This window comes from Leptospira idonii, from assembly GCF_004770995.1.
In the GTDB taxonomy this organism is placed as follows: Bacteria; Spirochaetota; Leptospiria; order Leptospirales; family Leptospiraceae; genus Leptospira_A; species Leptospira_A idonii.
Genome location: NZ_RQHW01000031.1, coordinates 28,454 through 44,136 on the forward strand (window position 1 = coordinate 28,454; position 15,683 = coordinate 44,136).

Annotated in this window: 11 protein-coding genes; 9 read left to right on the forward strand and 2 right to left on the reverse strand. The window is 42.5% G+C overall.

Annotated elements, in window-relative coordinates:
- Positions 1-40 precede the first annotated feature (40 nt).
- Positions 41-3,760: an SdrD B-like domain-containing protein gene (locus tag EHS15_RS08515; RefSeq protein WP_135760140.1), complete on the reverse strand. Its 3,720-nt coding sequence runs from the start codon at positions 3,758-3,760 to the stop codon at positions 41-43.
- 290 nt (positions 3,761-4,050) lie between these two features.
- Here EHS15_RS08515 and EHS15_RS08520 point away from each other — a divergent pair, with 290 nt between their 5' ends.
- From EHS15_RS08520 to EHS15_RS08560, 9 genes are all read left to right on the forward strand, one after another.
- The gene (locus EHS15_RS08520; protein ID WP_135760271.1) at positions 4,051-5,229 is read left to right on the forward strand and encodes a DUF445 domain-containing protein; all 1,179 of its coding nucleotides are present in this window, start codon (positions 4,051-4,053) and stop codon (positions 5,227-5,229) included.
- A gap of 9 nt (positions 5,230-5,238) precedes the next feature.
- Positions 5,239-6,204, forward strand: coding sequence for an NAD-dependent epimerase/dehydratase family protein (locus EHS15_RS08525; protein ID WP_135760141.1), 966 nt, complete (start codon positions 5,239-5,241; stop codon positions 6,202-6,204).
- A gap of 27 nt (positions 6,205-6,231) precedes the next feature.
- Complete coding sequence (locus EHS15_RS08530; RefSeq protein WP_210416326.1) at positions 6,232-7,053, forward strand: hypothetical protein; 822 nt, start codon at positions 6,232-6,234, stop codon at positions 7,051-7,053.
- 195 nt (positions 7,054-7,248) lie between these two features.
- Positions 7,249-8,886, forward strand: a complete 1,638-nt coding sequence (gene kdpA, locus EHS15_RS08535) for a potassium-transporting ATPase subunit KdpA (RefSeq protein WP_135760142.1) — start codon at positions 7,249-7,251, stop codon at positions 8,884-8,886.
- A gap of 9 nt (positions 8,887-8,895) precedes the next feature.
- Positions 8,896-10,953, forward strand: coding sequence for a potassium-transporting ATPase subunit KdpB (kdpB, locus tag EHS15_RS08540; protein ID WP_425460638.1), 2,058 nt, complete (start codon positions 8,896-8,898; stop codon positions 10,951-10,953).
- On the forward strand, positions 10,950-11,540 hold the full coding sequence (locus EHS15_RS08545; RefSeq protein WP_135760144.1) for a potassium-transporting ATPase subunit C: 591 nt from the start codon (positions 10,950-10,952) through the stop codon (positions 11,538-11,540). The genes kdpB and EHS15_RS08545 overlap by 4 nt, the downstream gene beginning before the upstream one ends.
- On the forward strand, positions 11,537-14,140 hold the full coding sequence (locus EHS15_RS08550) for a DUF4118 domain-containing protein (RefSeq protein ID WP_135760145.1): 2,604 nt from the start codon (positions 11,537-11,539) through the stop codon (positions 14,138-14,140). The genes EHS15_RS08545 and EHS15_RS08550 overlap by 4 nt, the downstream gene beginning before the upstream one ends.
- Positions 14,137-14,844 carry a response regulator gene (locus tag EHS15_RS08555; RefSeq protein ID WP_135760146.1) on the forward strand — a complete coding sequence of 236 codons (708 nt, stop codon included), beginning with the start codon at positions 14,137-14,139 and terminating at the stop codon, positions 14,842-14,844. The genes EHS15_RS08550 and EHS15_RS08555 overlap by 4 nt, the downstream gene beginning before the upstream one ends.
- Before the next feature lie 4 nt (positions 14,845-14,848).
- A complete protein-coding gene (locus EHS15_RS08560; RefSeq protein ID WP_135760147.1) occupies positions 14,849-15,238 on the forward strand; it encodes a DUF1801 domain-containing protein in 390 nt (129 codons plus the stop codon).
- Here EHS15_RS08560 and EHS15_RS19500 read toward each other — a convergent pair.
- Positions 15,204-15,599 (reverse strand): Fic family protein, encoded by a 396-nt coding sequence (locus tag EHS15_RS19500; protein WP_135760148.1) that lies wholly within the window; start codon positions 15,597-15,599, stop codon positions 15,204-15,206. The genes EHS15_RS08560 and EHS15_RS19500 overlap by 35 nt on opposite strands.
- Positions 15,600-15,683: the final 84 nt, after the last annotated feature.

Consider the following 15,683-nt stretch of genomic DNA (forward strand, 5'->3'; position numbering starts at 1 on the left):
TGGTGTTAAGAATCTCTAAGCTAGCCTAATACCGTTGTCGTTAATACATGGATCTTTCCAAGAAATTCGATGCGTTGCAACTTCCGCTTCCCACATCCGTAATGGATTTGTCCGCACTAACACAGAACAGTTTCCACCAACGGTTGGAATGGCTCGGGCTGATCGCATAATTTCTCACTTCACCGATGCTTCCTTTAAACACTCTTACAGTGGCTCCGGAAACTCCCATATTCGCTTCGCCGGACCAATTGTAGATGCTGTAGTAACGAACTGCTTGGGACCAGATGGAACCTTTTAAGGAAATGGTTTCAGGGCCGTATCCTGTAGTGATATCGTAATCCAATTCTCCGTTTCCTGCACCGAGAGGAGCCTTTCTGTTCCAAACGATTCTATCGCCGCTGTTGGTCGCACTGTATTGCAGATGCGAATCCAAGTCTCTCGGTTTTGCACCCCAAGAAAGAACGACTCTCATTTCGCTATCTCCTAATACAGGAGATACGAGAATGTTTTGGTTGGCAGGAGTTTCTGAACCTGCTGCGACTACTGTGCGGTAAGTAGTAGAATAAGCCTCTACGGTACTCGAACAATTTCCGCTTTTTCCGGAGCCGGAAACTTCCAAAGTATAGTTTCCTGGAGGAACGTTCGGAATCGCATAAGATCCGTCTGTTGCTGTTTTTACTGCAGCGATGGTCGCACCTGCTCCATCGATGGCATAAGAACCGGATTTCACGTTCACTCCTGGTCGGATGCGGGCGGTTAGATCACAAACTCCCGTGTTATAGAGAGCGGACAATGCTCTTCCGGAAATAGCTCCGGGAGTTTGTGTTCCGGGAACGAAAGTGATGATGTCGAAATTCGTGGTAGCATCCGCTTGAATGTCCACAATCCCTTCCACGGTTTTATAACCGGAAGCTACGAAACGAACCTTCCATCTTCCTGCATTGATGTTGAAGATGGTGTATTGAGTCGCATTTGTAAAGCTGGTAGCTCCGGAGGCGATGGAAGCAGGTTGGACTCCCGTAGTAGGACGGATAGAACCGGTGTTAGGATCTACGATTTCCAAAGAATAAGTTCCGGTAAAAGAGAATCCTCCCGGAGTTTTCACGGAACCGGAAAGATGTCCTCTTCCATCGTTCGTGATCACAGGAGTATTTACCGTCACAGTTCCTCCGCCGGATCCTACTTCCACAGGGAAATAAGTTACGATTCCGTTTTTCTCAACACGTAAGGAATAATTACCGGGAGGAACGAACAAGAAAGAATAACCTCCGTTTGCGTTGGAAGTTTGAGAGCCGATCACTTGGTCTTGTCCGGAAACACGAATCGTAGGAACGGAACAATTCGCATTGTCGAAAGATCCGCTGCAATCTCTTCGAATGTCAGCGACGAAGTTTCCGTCTACGAATCTTCCCAAAGTTAGGGTCGCACCGCTGACAGGAGTAGTAGCAATCGCATCGGTCACTGTTCCTGCGATGGTAGCTCTAGGGCTATGAACAGCGGTGCCGTTCAAGGAAAAAGTCACAGGAGCAGTCGCATACTGATTGGAAGCTACGTTAGAATTGTCCACACTGAGAGCGGTTGCCGCCAGATAACTGGTTCTAGGTGAAGATACTGTGGTATCTACCACTACCAACTGATAAGAAGATTGTCGGAAATTGTATTGGTTTCCTCCGATCACATCGATGGATGCGTTTTGATCGTTGTCCACAGCGATCGCATTTGCGTTCGCAAGAGTGCTTGCGGCACCGGTCGCATAGGCTTGTAAGGCATATCCTACTCTTTCCGTATCGGAAGTGAGTCCGGAAGGAAGAGATACCACATAAGAAGAACCGTTAAATGCAAAGCTTCCTCCGCTTGTGATGGCGATATGAGCCAAAGGCTGACCGCCTGTTGTGGTATTTCCCAAAAGAACTACGAAGAGTCCCGTTTGCGTCGTATGCAAAGAAGGATTCGCAGGAGCAGTGTCTCTTACGGAGATAGTTCCCGCAATTTGAGATCTGTTTGTGATGGATACCATAGAAACATTGCCGGCATTATGATCGTTTCCATTCAAAGTGATGGAAAGAGGATTGGAAGAACAAGGAGCTGCATTTGAACCGCACCAGTTTTCAAAACCGGGAGCGGAAATGGTATAAGCCCATTTTCCCGCTGCCGCAGTGAAATACACTTGGTTGTCGGAAGGACGAACTTCATACACTTTATTGCCCCAAGTGGAATAGTTCCATGGACCGGAACCTTGGTTTGCCACCAAACAGGAAGTTGTAGGACTAATCGCACAAGAACAAACCGCAGAACCAGGATTTGTAGCACAATTGGTTCCTGCAACTGCGGAAAGCGCTTCCAAAATCCAAAGTTTCGATGCGTTTCCGATCAAAGGATCGTTCAATAGATACACCAAATTGGAAGGAGGTTGTGTTCTATCGGGACGGAAATTGATGACAGAGCCAGGAACATGTGACCCGTTTGCATCTGTCACATAACCCACAACATTCGAAGGTTTGGCAACGATTCCGATCGGTGTAGAAAGAGTGATCGTTTTCATCCCTCCGTTAGGAGAAGCAGTGAACAAAAAGGATTGGGAAACCGTGAAAAAATTGTTCGCAGAAACTTCCACATAATAGACTCCGTTCGGAAGCCCGGAAGCGGACAATTGAAAGGAACCGTTGCCATTGCGGGAGGTGGAATCCACAATCGCACCTTGTTCGTTCTTCAATTTGATTTGGAATGGAGTCGTGCTGTCTCCTACAACCGCTCCGTTGATGAGAGAAGCATTGAGGGTAAGACTGCTTTCCGTAGCAGCTAACCAAGGTAAATTGGTTTCTCCTAAGGAAACAACTGTAGTAACGGAAGGATTCGTGCCTTGGAAAGTGAAGTGAAATTGGTCGGAATTGTCTGCGAACGGTTGACCTTGTTGAGTGACACTGGAACCTAAATATTCTACCGTATAATTTCCATTAGGCAAATTAGGAAGATTGAAACTGAAAGATCCGTTAGCTCCCGTTGTAGTGGTCGCCACGGTGTTTCCTTCCGCATCTTTCAAAACAACGGTCACACCTTGTAATCCGCCGCTAGGTACGACAACACCATCTCCGGAAAAACCGGTAGTGGTTACGGTTCCTACGATTTGAGCAGGACCGGAAGTGTAATAAAGTCGTTCTGCAGGAAGATCCCCCACATTCACCAATGTGTAACTTGGCTGGGTAGGATCGAAAACGAAAGAAAAGTCTTGGTAACTGTAATTCAACCCATTGCCGGTATTGATAAGAACCCTGTAATTATTGTTAGGAAGATCATCTATATCGAATACGAAAGAACCGTCGGAAGCGGCTTGAGTGGAAGCAACGAGAGTGTATGTACCTCCGTTCGCAACTTCGATCCTAACAACGATTTGTGTTAAATTGAGACAGTTAGGAGCTGCAGGAGCCCCTGCCATTCCGCAAACATCATTTGCAGGAGAACCGGAAGCAACAGGACGAATTGTACCGATCACCTTGGCGGGACCGGAAGTAGGAACTTCCTGCTCGGCACCATTTTGTGGTACCTCCCCGGAACCCCCCGGAGAAACAGAATCACTAGAAGAAGGTAAAGGAACGCCATTCGAATCGGGAGGAGTTGTAGAAGAAGATGCTACATCAGCACCATTGCCCGCACCACCGGCACCTAACAGGAACCAGAAGGGGGCGGATTTTGACTTTTTAGAGCAGTCTACCGCAAGTAGAGAGAGGGTTAAGACGAAGAAAAAGAGCCCTCGATGTTTCATGAATTTTCACCTCAAAACGTTCGCTTTTAATTTCCAAAAGACAGGGAAATTCCTAAGAATTTCGCCTATCTCGCATACAGTAGGGGTACTTTGTACAAAATTCAAACAATTTTTTTCATTTATGGCAAAAATTTGGCAGGATCTATGGCACACGAACACTCATTTGGGGCATCGGTTTTGATTTTTTCTGAGAAACGAACCAGAAATAAGTTCCCTTCTCCGATTTCGCAATTTCCCTGGGATACCACATGCCGACCGAATTTTTTTCCTGGGAAATCCTAAAACTGGCCATGGTTCCTTTCACTTACGGATTTGTAGGATGGGTTACGAATTGGTTGGCGCTCAAAATGACATTTTACCCTCTCAAATTTTGGGGGATACCTCCTTATCTGGGCTGGCAGGGAATCATTCCTAGAAAAGCCCATAAGATGGCCAGTAAGTCCGTAGATGTGATCACGGAACGATTGTTAAATATCAGAGAAGTCTTTTTGAAAGTGGATCCTATCCGAGCGGAAAAAGAATTTTTACCTTCTATGGATGTCGCGATTCGGGAATCCATGAAAGAGTTCACTCACAGTTTGGATCCTAGACTTTGGGATATGATCCCGGAAGTGGTGAAGGAAGAAATTTACCATAAAGTAAAAAGAGAAAGCGGATTTACGATCAGAAAAGTGATCCGAAAACTACAGGCGGATATAGATTCTCTCTTCGACGTAAAAGAACTCGTATTGAAGAAACTCTCAGGAGATAACGTAAGCTTGGTGGTAGAGCTGTTTCAGGAAGTGGGAGCTCCCGAATTCAAGTTCATAGAAAGATCTGGGTTTTATTTCGGGTTCCTGCTAGGACTGATTCAGATGATCTTTATGATTTATTTTCCCGTAGCATGGACTTTGCCTGTTCAGGGAGTGATTGTGGGATATTTAACGAACTATCTTGCTTTGGAAATGATATTCCGCCCCCTCTTTCCCAAAAAGATATTGGGAATCTATTCCTACCAAGGTTTGTTTCTAAAAAGACAAAGAGAGGTATCTCTACTTTATGCAAAGTTAGTTGCCGAAAAAATACTCACTCCCCGTAATGTGATGCAGGAACTTGTTTTCGGAAAAGCGGCGGACGATATCATGGAAACCATTCGCACCGCAGTCATTCGCCAGGTCGATCAAATCACGACTCTCGCCAAACCTCTCTTATTTGCAGTAGGCAAATGGGAAAATTACGAATCGATTCGAGAGAAAATCGCAAAAACAATGTCTGAAACGGCGATCGCCAATTCTTCTCAATTGGAAAGATATTTGGGAGAAGCGATGGAACTGGAAAAAACGATGGGGGAAAGAATGGCATCCCTTCCTCCGGATGAATTCGAATCCATACTCAGATCCGCATTTCAAGAAGACGAACTACTTCTCATCTTAGTAGGAGCAGCGTTAGGTGCCTTAGTCGGCTGGTCACAAATCTACATTCAATTTTAACGATATACTATGAAACTTCCCACTCTATTAATCACAGGATGTTCCGGCGTCATCGGAAGGCATCTGACCGAATCCATTTTGGACAGATACAAAGTAGTCGCATTAGGAAAAGATTACAGCCGCATCTCCGAAAAAATTCGGCATCACAAACATTTTAAATTCTATGAAAGGGACCTAGGAGCAATCCGAAGTCCGGAAGAATTGAAAGTGACTGAGAACATCGACTTGGTTCTGCATTTAGCGGGAGTCGTTTCCGGTTCCCGCCTGTCCGAAGCGGATTATTTCGCAGTGAATGCGGAATCCACAAAACTTCTCTCCGAATGGGCGAGCACCAAACATTGTAAAGGTTTTTTGCTGGCAAGTTCCGTTTCCGTTTACGGATATCAAATCCAGCCGTTGACGGAAGAAAGTCCCAGATTGGGACAGACTGTATACGCACGATCGAAAATCAAAGCGGAAGAATATTTAGAAACGGCGGAAGTCCCTCATTCCGTCTTCCGCATAGCATCTGTTTATGGAGGAGGAAGCAAAAGTTTCATCTCCAAACTTTTTTCCCTCTATAAAAAAGGGTTTTATCCGCTACCTACAGGGGAAAGAAAAAAATCGATCCTCCATCTGGAAGATTTAGTATCCGCACTTGAAGCTTGGATTTCCAAAGTTTTAGAAATGAAAAAGATACTTCCCGTTTATGTCTTATCCCATCCGAATTCAGTTACGGTTCCCGAAGTGATTCGGGAATTCAAACACGTCCAACCCAAGGCATGGGGGGCTGTGGCATTGCCCTTATTTCCGTTTTTAGCGGTGATTTTCGAATGGTTCTACAAAACCTTACGTAGGCTGAAAAAACTCCCCTACCATGATTCTCCTTTGGCGCCACTCAGACATTCCATAGAAATCTATTCCGCAGAATCCTGGGCGGATTTAGGAGTGAAACCTGTTCGAGATCTGCGAAAAGGATTGAGTGGAGATCAATAATCCTCTACCCTAAGGCCGATACTATATATGATGAAAGTGCGCGTTTTACTCATCTCTATTCTTTTCCTTGGAACAGTCCCGGCGTTTGCGGGAACCTGGATCGAAGACTCGCTGGGTTTTGCTTTTGAATATCCGAGAGGATGGTCCAAAGCGGTGCTTCGCAATGCGGAGACGGCACGCATACAATTCGCAAAAACGAATAAAGAAGCAATCCTTCAAATCGACGTAGTTCGCAGAACCAAAGAATACGATTTGGATCGTTTTATCGAAGAAACCATCGATACCTTTCTGCGCAAATACCCGGATCTAAAAGTAGTCAGAGAAAAAAGCCTGGAAGAAGAAATCCCCGGCTTCGATGAAACCGTATTTTTAGTACTTCATTATATAGAAAATAAAATGGTCGTATCCAATCGGTTCCTGTTCCACAAAAAAGGTAACATGTATTATGTGATCCAAGCAAAAACACCTCGGGCCAGATACGGAGTGTATGCGAAAGATTTAGATCTAATTATGAAAACCTTCCGTTTGGAACCGAGAGCTCGTTACCGTTGGAGAAACGACAGTCTCGCTTATTTGGATCCGGTCCGGGATGAAAAAGCGATTCAATATATTTCCATAACGATCCGACCGATCGACAGTTTCCCGAACCAAGAATCTTCCAAACCTATGGAAGACAATTCTTGGCTAAACAGTGTAGATCCGTTTAAAAACCCTTTTACATCCGATCCGGAAATTCGTCCGAATCAACAACAGAATCCGAATCAACTTCCTAACGAAAACCGCCTTCCTACTGATAATAACTCAAACGACAGCGGTCCTTCCGTCCCTCCAGAAACAGATCCTCTTTAAGGATAGATTCGTTTCTTGCTCTCGTTCGTCCAGGACTTCCTGTCATGACGAACGAGCTTCGGCCTTCCTTGGCCTTCGCCACCGCTAGAAACAAATTTATCCCCAGATTCTTCTTAATCAAATCTTAATCACAACTCTACTTTTCTTCACTACCGTAAATTTGACAAAGATTTTAATCGGTGAGAGAATATTTTCATGAATGAAGCCTGTTATGCGATATTTTATTTTTGTCTGCTGATGTTCATCTCACCTTTTGCGGGATATTATATGGCGCGGATTTTGGATGCGAAAACTCTTCCTACGGAAAGGTTTGTATTTTCTTTTTTAGGAAAACAACTAGAAGGATCTCAGAACGCAAAAGATTATCTAAAAAGTCTATTCCTGTTTCATATTTTAGGAGGAGGGTTTTTGTTTTCCATCTTACTTTTTCAAAACTACCTTCCTCTAAATCCTTTGCAGGTTAAGGGTCTTCATTGGGATTTGGCTTTGAATACGGCAGTCTCTTTTATTACAAACACGAATTGGCAGGCGTATTCGGGCGAATCCCAACTCAGTTACTTCTCACAGATGTTAGGTTTAACTCCGCAAAATTTTCTAAGCGCAGGAGTTGGAATTTCCGTTTTAGCATTCGTTTCCAGAGCAGTTTCTTCATCCCAAAAAAAGGAATTCGGAAATTTTTGGAGGGATTTATATCGTTCTATCTTCTATATATTACTTCCATTGAGTTTTCTTTTAGCCGTTTTGCTGATGAGTCAGGGAGTGGTGCAAACTTTTTCGCCTTATGCTTCCGGAGTAGGATTTGAGGGAGCGAACGTGACAATACCGTTAGGTCCTGCGGCTTCACAAATCGCCATCAAACAAATAGGAACGAATGGAGGAGGTTTTTTCGGAGTAAACAGTGCTCATCCATTTGAAAACCCGACTCCTCTTTCCAATTTCTTAGAGTTGTTTTCTATTTTATTTTTACCTGCGGCTTGTGTCTTTCTTTACGGGAAAATCGCCGGATCGTTCCGACATGCTTGGGTGATATTCTTCGTTATGTTATCTTTTCTGCTTCTGGGATGGTTTGTCGTTTATCAATCAGAGCTTACTTCCAGTTCGGTATGGGAAGGTAAAGAGACAAGATTCAACCTAACCGAGTCCAGTCTTTGGCTTTCCGCAACTTCCGCAGCTTCGAACGGCTCCGTCAACTCAATGCATGACAGTTATTCTCCGTTAGCTGGAGGAGTTGCATTATTTCAAATTATGCTTGGTGAAGTGATTTTCGGAGGTGTGGGAGCCGGTATGTATGGAATGTTTCTTTTTTTGATACTAACAGTCTTTTTATCCGGATTAATGACAGGAAGAACGCCGGAATACTCAGGAAAGAAGATCGAAAGTTATGACATTCAATGGACATTGATCGGAATTTTGGCACCGACTGTATGTATTCTTATAGGTTCTGCAATCACGGTTCTTCTGGATACTGGTTATAGCGCCAAAGGACCTCACGCACTCTCTCAGATTTTATATGCGTTTTCTTCCGCTTCCGGGAACAACGGTTCCGCCTTCGGAGGTTTTACCGCAGATACAAAATGGGCGAATTTATCTTTAAGTATATGTATGTTAGTCGGAAGATTCTCGACAATCACTTCCGTCATTTTGGTAGCAAGCCATCTAGGAGGTAAAATCACTGCGGAAGACGGTTCAGGAAGTTTTAGAACGGACACTGTTTTGTTTGGCGGCCTCGTTTTTGGAATTTTATTGATTGTTGCTGGACTTTCTTTTTTTCCCGTAATCGCTTTGGGACCGGTGTTAGAACAAATTCTGATGAACCAAGGTAAGTTGTTTTAGGAAGGTTTTATAATGATTAAATCGAATTCATTTATCTCTAAAGAAGTTTTTTATCAATCGCTCATTCAGTCTTTTTACAAACTGTCTCCGAAAGCGGTTTTTAAAAATCCGGTGATGGCATCCGTATGGCTAGGTTCTTTGCTTCTGTTTTTGGAAATAACATATCATCTAACAAAAGATATGTTTAAATCCTTGGATCTATTCATCCTGATATGGCTCGTTCTTACCGTTTTATTCGCTAATTTTGCCGAGGCCGTTGCAGAAGGTAGAGGAAAAGCGAGGGCGGATAGCTTAAAGAAGACTAGATCTTCCACGATCGCAAAAAAAGTGAAATCAGCAGGGGACAAAGAGTTTTCCGAAGTTTCTTCCGCCGAGCTTATATTAAACGATATCGTTTACGTAGAAGCCGGATCGGCCATTCCAGGAGACGGAGAAGTTGTTTTAGGAATTGCTAGCGTGGATGAGTCGGCGATCACAGGAGAGTCCGCACCGGTCATTCGGGAAAGCGGAGGAGATAGGTCTGCGGTCACAGGAGGAACCAAAGTCCTTTCCGACTTTTTATATATTCGAATCACATCCAGCCCCGGACAAAGTTTTTTGGATAAGATGATTTCTCTGATTGAAGGAGCTTCCAGACAAAAAACACCGAACGAAATCGCTTTGGGGATCGTTCTTACTTCACTCACTTTTTTATTCGGATTAGCAGTCGTTACATTGATTCCCCTATCGGAATTCGTAGCGAAACAAATAGGAACTGATTGGAATCTTAGATTTTCCATTTGGCTCGCCTTATTTGTTTGTCTCATTCCCACAACGATTGCCGCTCTTTTGAGTGCGATCGGTATCTCGGGAATGGAAAGATTGATCCGTTATAATGTGATCGCAAAAAGCGGAAAAGCTGTGGAAGCCGCCGGCGATATCAACGTATTGTTACTGGATAAAACAGGAACGATTACATTGGGAAACAGAGAAGCAAGACAGTTCTACCCTACGGAAAAATATACCGAAGAAGAGCTGGCCGATGCCGCTCAACTTTCCTCGTTATCCGACGAAACCCCGGAAGGGCGTTCGATCGTCGTTCTGGCAAAACAAAGATTTTCAATCAGAGAGAGGAATCTGAACGAGTTCGATGTCGATTGGATCCCCTTCTCAGCCTTCAATCGAATGAGCGGAGTTGAGATTCGAAAACAAGGCAATCTCATTAGAAATATTAGAAAAGGCGCTATTGATGCGATTAGAAAGTATATCGAATCGCAAGGGGGAACATTCCCCAAATCCGTGGAAACAAAAGCGGAAGAAATCGCAAGAAGAGGTTCTACGCCGATCCTTGTGGCGGAAAATCAGGAAATTTTAGGTATCATTGAACTCAAGGACATCGTAAAGGGAGGACTTAAAGAAAGATTTTCCCATCTCAGAAAGATGGGAATCAGAACCGTGATGATCACCGGAGACAATCCTCTGACTGCCGCCGCAATCGCTGCGGAAGCGGGTGTGGATGATTTTATAGCAGAAGCAACTCCAGAGAGAAAATTGGAGAGAATCAAAGAAGAACAAAAAAACGGTCGTCTAGTAGCTATGATCGGCGACGGAACAAATGATGCTCCCGCACTGGCTCAATCGGATGTAGGGGTTGCAATGAACACGGGCACGCAAACGGCAAGAGAGGCAGGGAACATGATCGATCTAGACAGTAACCCTAGTAAGTTGATCGAAATTGTAGAAATCGGGAAACAACTCCTAATGACAAGAGGAGCATTAACAACATTCAGTATTGCTAATGATGTAGCAAAATATTTTGCGATCCTTCCGGCTCTGTTTCATCCTTTACAATCTTTGAATGTGATGAAATTATCCTCTCCTGAGTCGGCCATTTTATCGGCGGTAATATTCAATGCGCTCATCATTCCAGCATTGATCCCTCTTGCTCTAAGGGGAGTTAAATTCGAACCTAAATCGACTGATTCAGCTTTGGCAAAGAATATTTTTCTTTACGGAGGAGGAGGAATTCTCCTTCCTTTTGTAGGAATCAAACTGATCGACATTATCATAAGCGGAGGAAGTCTATGAGTCGTTTAGAAAAAGACGGGGAATTATTATCCGTGGGCATTCGATTTTTATTCATATCATTAATCCTATTAGGCGGCATTTACCCATTGTGTGTAACTTTCATCGGAGATCGTTTTTTTAAGGATTTATCCCACGGCAGTCTGATCCTTTCGAGAGATGGAAAGACAAAAGGATCTTACCTAATGGCACAAAAATTCGATTCGGAGAAATATTTTTTGATCCGCCCCAGTGTAATGGAATTTCAAAGCGTACCTTCTTCAGCGAGTCAATTGGCTCCTTCCAGCTTAGCTTTACGTCAATCTATCTCGGAAAGAAAAATTATTTTAAATCGCAGGAATATCGATTCTGAAACATGCAAGGAACTTTTATATACATCGGGAAGCGGATTAGACCCTCATATCACCACACAATGCGCAAGGGCACAAATCGATTTCATCGCCAAACACAGGGGAGTTCCTCCGGAAAAAATTTCAAAACTAATTCAAGATCATGAAGAAAAATCCTGGTTCGGAATTTTAGGAAGGAATAGAGTCAACATAGTTAAATTAAATTTTCTGTTAGACGGTTTAGATTCACAAACTTTATGAAAAGTCCTCAAGATTATCTTCTGATCGCAAAACAAGATGAAGTGAAACTACAGGGAAAACTGAAGGTTTTTTTCGGAATGTCCCCCGGAGTCGGTAAAACGTATTCCATGTTGAAAGAAGCTCATCAATTACAAGAAGAAGGTTTCTCCGTATTGGTGGGCATAGTGGAAACACACGGAAGAAAAGAAACTGCAGAACTGGTTTCCGGATTAGTCTCCCTGCCTTTTAAAAAAATTATTTATAAAGATAAGGAATGGAACGAACTGGACGTGGAAACGATCCTTCGAAAAAGACCCGACTACGTACTAGTAGACGAATTAGCACATACGAATATACCTGGATCTCTCCACAAAAAAAGATACCAAGACGTATTCGAAATTCTCGAAGCAGGAATCAACGTATATACTACCGTAAACGTGCAACATCTGGAAAGCCAGGTGGATTCAGTCGAAAAAACGCTTAAATCTCAAGTACAAGAGACTCTCCCCGATTCCATCATGGAAAGAGCCGATGAACTGGTATTGATCGATATCGTCCCGGATGAATTGCTAAAGAGACTTGAAGAAGGTAAGGTTTACGTTCCGGAAAAAGTTCCTTTGGCTAGGGAGAATTTTTTTAAGAAAGAAAATCTAGCTTACTTGAGAGAATTGTCCCTCAGTTACACTGCCCATTATGTGGAAAAAAGACTGCCTAGTGGAAAGGAAAGAATCTTAGTTGTTATCTCTGCGGATCCTAATTGTAAAACCCTACTGCGCCACGCTAAAAAACTATCCTTGGAAAGAAACGGCGACATCATTGCGATTTTTATCGAGCCCGAAGAAAATCTTACTACCTTCCAAAAGAATCTAATTCGTTCTCATATTCGTTTGGCGAAAGAATTGGGAGCGGAAGTGGTTTATTCTTATGAATCCGATCCGGCAGTAGGAATCATTTCCGCAGTCAAGGAAAAAAAAATCCATCGGGTTGTGATCGCTAACGATCTGAATCTACATTATATATTTCCATTTTTTAAAAAGAAACTTCCCGTAAGATTAATGGAAGCATTACCAGGCTGTGAACTCATAGTTCTTTCTTCTCCTCCTAAGGTTGCAAAGAAAGATAAAGTGAATTTAATTCAGTTACTCATCCCCTCGTCACAGTTTCGTTCTTATGCGAGCGTACTTACCGCCACATTCACATTAACTTTTATTAATTTATTTTTATATAACTTTATAGGTTATTGGCCTATTTCCATCTTATACCTTTTTTTCGTGGCTCTTACCGGAATTTTTTACACAAGAGGACCGGTATTGCTTTCCGCATTTCTATCTGCGATGTTTTGGAATTACCTATTTATTCCTCCTCGTTTTACTTTTTATATAAGCAAACTGGAAGATCTTTTGATGTTTTTCGTGTTTATATTCGTAGCTTTGGTAAACGGTAGTTTAACGGCAAAACTGAAAAGGAACGAACTCAAACTCAGATCGAGAGAAGAAAAACTCTCTATTCTTTACGAATTGACCGGGGCACTTTCAAAAACGTCTTTTCATAAGAACATTTTAGAAATAGGAGATTTATTTTTTCAGAAAGTATTCCCATTCCCTGTCAAAATGCATTTGTTCCATGATAACAAATTAGAACCCGTAATTCTGGATCCGAAAGAGTTAGCTGTAGCTCATTGGGTGATCAAAAACGGCAAACCTGCCGGTAAGTTCACCGAAACACTTCCTCTTGCAGAAAGTAGTTTTTACCCTCTGATATCACCAGGAGGAACTGCCGGTGTTTTAAATGTCCGTTCTGATAAAGAACCGACTTTAGAACAAGAAGTTCTTTTAAACACGATTGCAAACCAGGTTTCGATTGCTTTAGAAAGGGAATCCTTATCTGAAGAAGCCAAAAAAACCTACTTACTGAAAGAGTCTGAAAAATTATACAATCTTCTTTTCAATTCCTTATCTCATGAATTAAAGACTCCCCTAACCTCTATTCGTGGTTCCGCATCCGCCTTAATGGATCCAGAAATAGAAAATGATCCTTTAGCAAGGAAATCTTTGATAGAAGAGATTCAAGAAAGTGCTCTTGTGTTGAATTTGCTTCTGGGCAATTTGCTCGACATCAGCAGAATCGAGTCGGGGCATTTATCTTTGACAAAAGATAAGGTTTATCCTAACGAAATCATAACCGATGTGGTCGGTTACTTAGGCAGAATGAAAGGAAATCATAAAATCATCGTCAATATCACAGGAAAAGAAAGACCTCTGTTTTTGGACAGAAGTCTGTTCGGACACGGTTTATTTAATTTGATCTATAATGCATGTTTATACACACCTGCCTACTCTCATATATGGATTTCAGTCGACGTAAAAGATGACGGACAATCGGTCTGGATCGTAGAAGACAACGGAAAAGGATTACCTGAAGACCCATCCACCGTTTTTAAAAAATTTTACAGAGGAGAATTTACCGGGAAAATAGGAACAGGACTTGGACTTGCCATTACGAAATCCATCATAGAATTGCACGGAGGCAATATTATCGCAGAAAATAGAAAAGAAGGCGGAGCCAGATTTGCAATAGAACTTCCATCCTTGGCCCTTAACGAAAAACCAAACCCTCTATGAATCACAAATCCGAATTGATTCTAATCGTAGATGACGACTTTAGCATTCGTAAGATGCTTCGCATCGCAATGGAAGCGAAAGGATATCTTACAATCGAAGCAGGTTCTAAAAAAGAGGCGATCGAACTTACTGCATTAAATTCTCCTAAGCTAATGCTTCTTGATTTACAGTTACCGGACGGCTCAGGCGAAGATGTTGTCCATGAAATAAGACAATGGACAGAAACTCCGATCATTGTCCTTTCAGTGATGAGCTCGGAAGAAGATAAAATTCGCTTGTTAGATGCCGGGGCAGACGATTACGTAACGAAACCATTTTCCATGGGCGAACTTCTAGCAAGAATTCGCACCGCATTGAGAAAAATCCCTTTGGAAGAATCTCCTCCGTTTTGGCAGAGCGGTAATCTACAAATTGATATTGCCGGTCATAAAGTTATTAAAAATTCAATGCCAATTCGATTGACTCCGACCGAATTTCAAATTCTCGCATATTTCATTAAGAACACAGAGAAGATCCTCACCTATGAAATGTTAATCAAGGAAATTTGGGGAGAGAATGCTCAGAATGAAATGAATTCATTACGGGTTCATATTGCTCAGCTAAGAAAAAAGATAGAAAATTCTCCATCCGAACCGGTTTATTTACTGAATCAGCCCGGGGTAGGATATCGTTGGTCGGGCACAACTGCTATGGAGAAATTTTAACATTATGAACAAAGACATCCAAAAATACAATCGTTCCTTATCAGAAACAGAAAAGATGATTTGCGATATCCTTTCGGAAGAAATCAATCTTTATCTTCCCGAAGCAGAAAATAAAATTTGGCACGGACATCCTGTTTGGTTTTTGGAAGGAAATCCGATCGTCGGATACAGCAAATTGAAAAGCTGCATTCGACTTCTATTTTGGAGCGGCCAAACTTTCGAAGAAAAAAAACTAAAACCGGAAGGAAGCTTCAAAGCAGCAGAGGCTCGTTATACGGCCCCGGAAGATATCAATAAAAAGGATCTGAAGCGCTGGATACAAAAAGGCAAAAAAATCCAATGGGACTATAAAAACATCGTCAAAAGAAAAGGAGTTCTGGAGCGATTAAAATAATCTTACTCAGGTTTGTTGGGCGCATCTCCCGGCTCTCAGTCGACGACAACGCTCCCTCGATCCGGTGCGCAGGGGAAATCCGATTGGATTTTAAAAACCGAAGTGTAGATGCGACTGCGGTTTTCTTATTTCCATCTTCAAATGGGCGATCTTTTGTAAGATAAAACAAATACAAGGATGCTTTCTCTATCAGATTATAATGAAATTCTTTATTATCCAAAGCTCCTGTCACTTTAGATAAGGAAGATGCAAGAATATTTCGATCGGCAGATGTTAAAGTTTTCTCGTAGGACTGAATTTGTTTTTTATGAATTTCTACAACCTCGTCGAGAGTTAAATATTGAACGAATGCGATCTTCATAATATGATATTTTTCGACTTTAAGATTCGGTATCTTTTCTAGTTTCTGATTCCGATTTAAAAAAGCGCCAGGGATCCGCAGGGC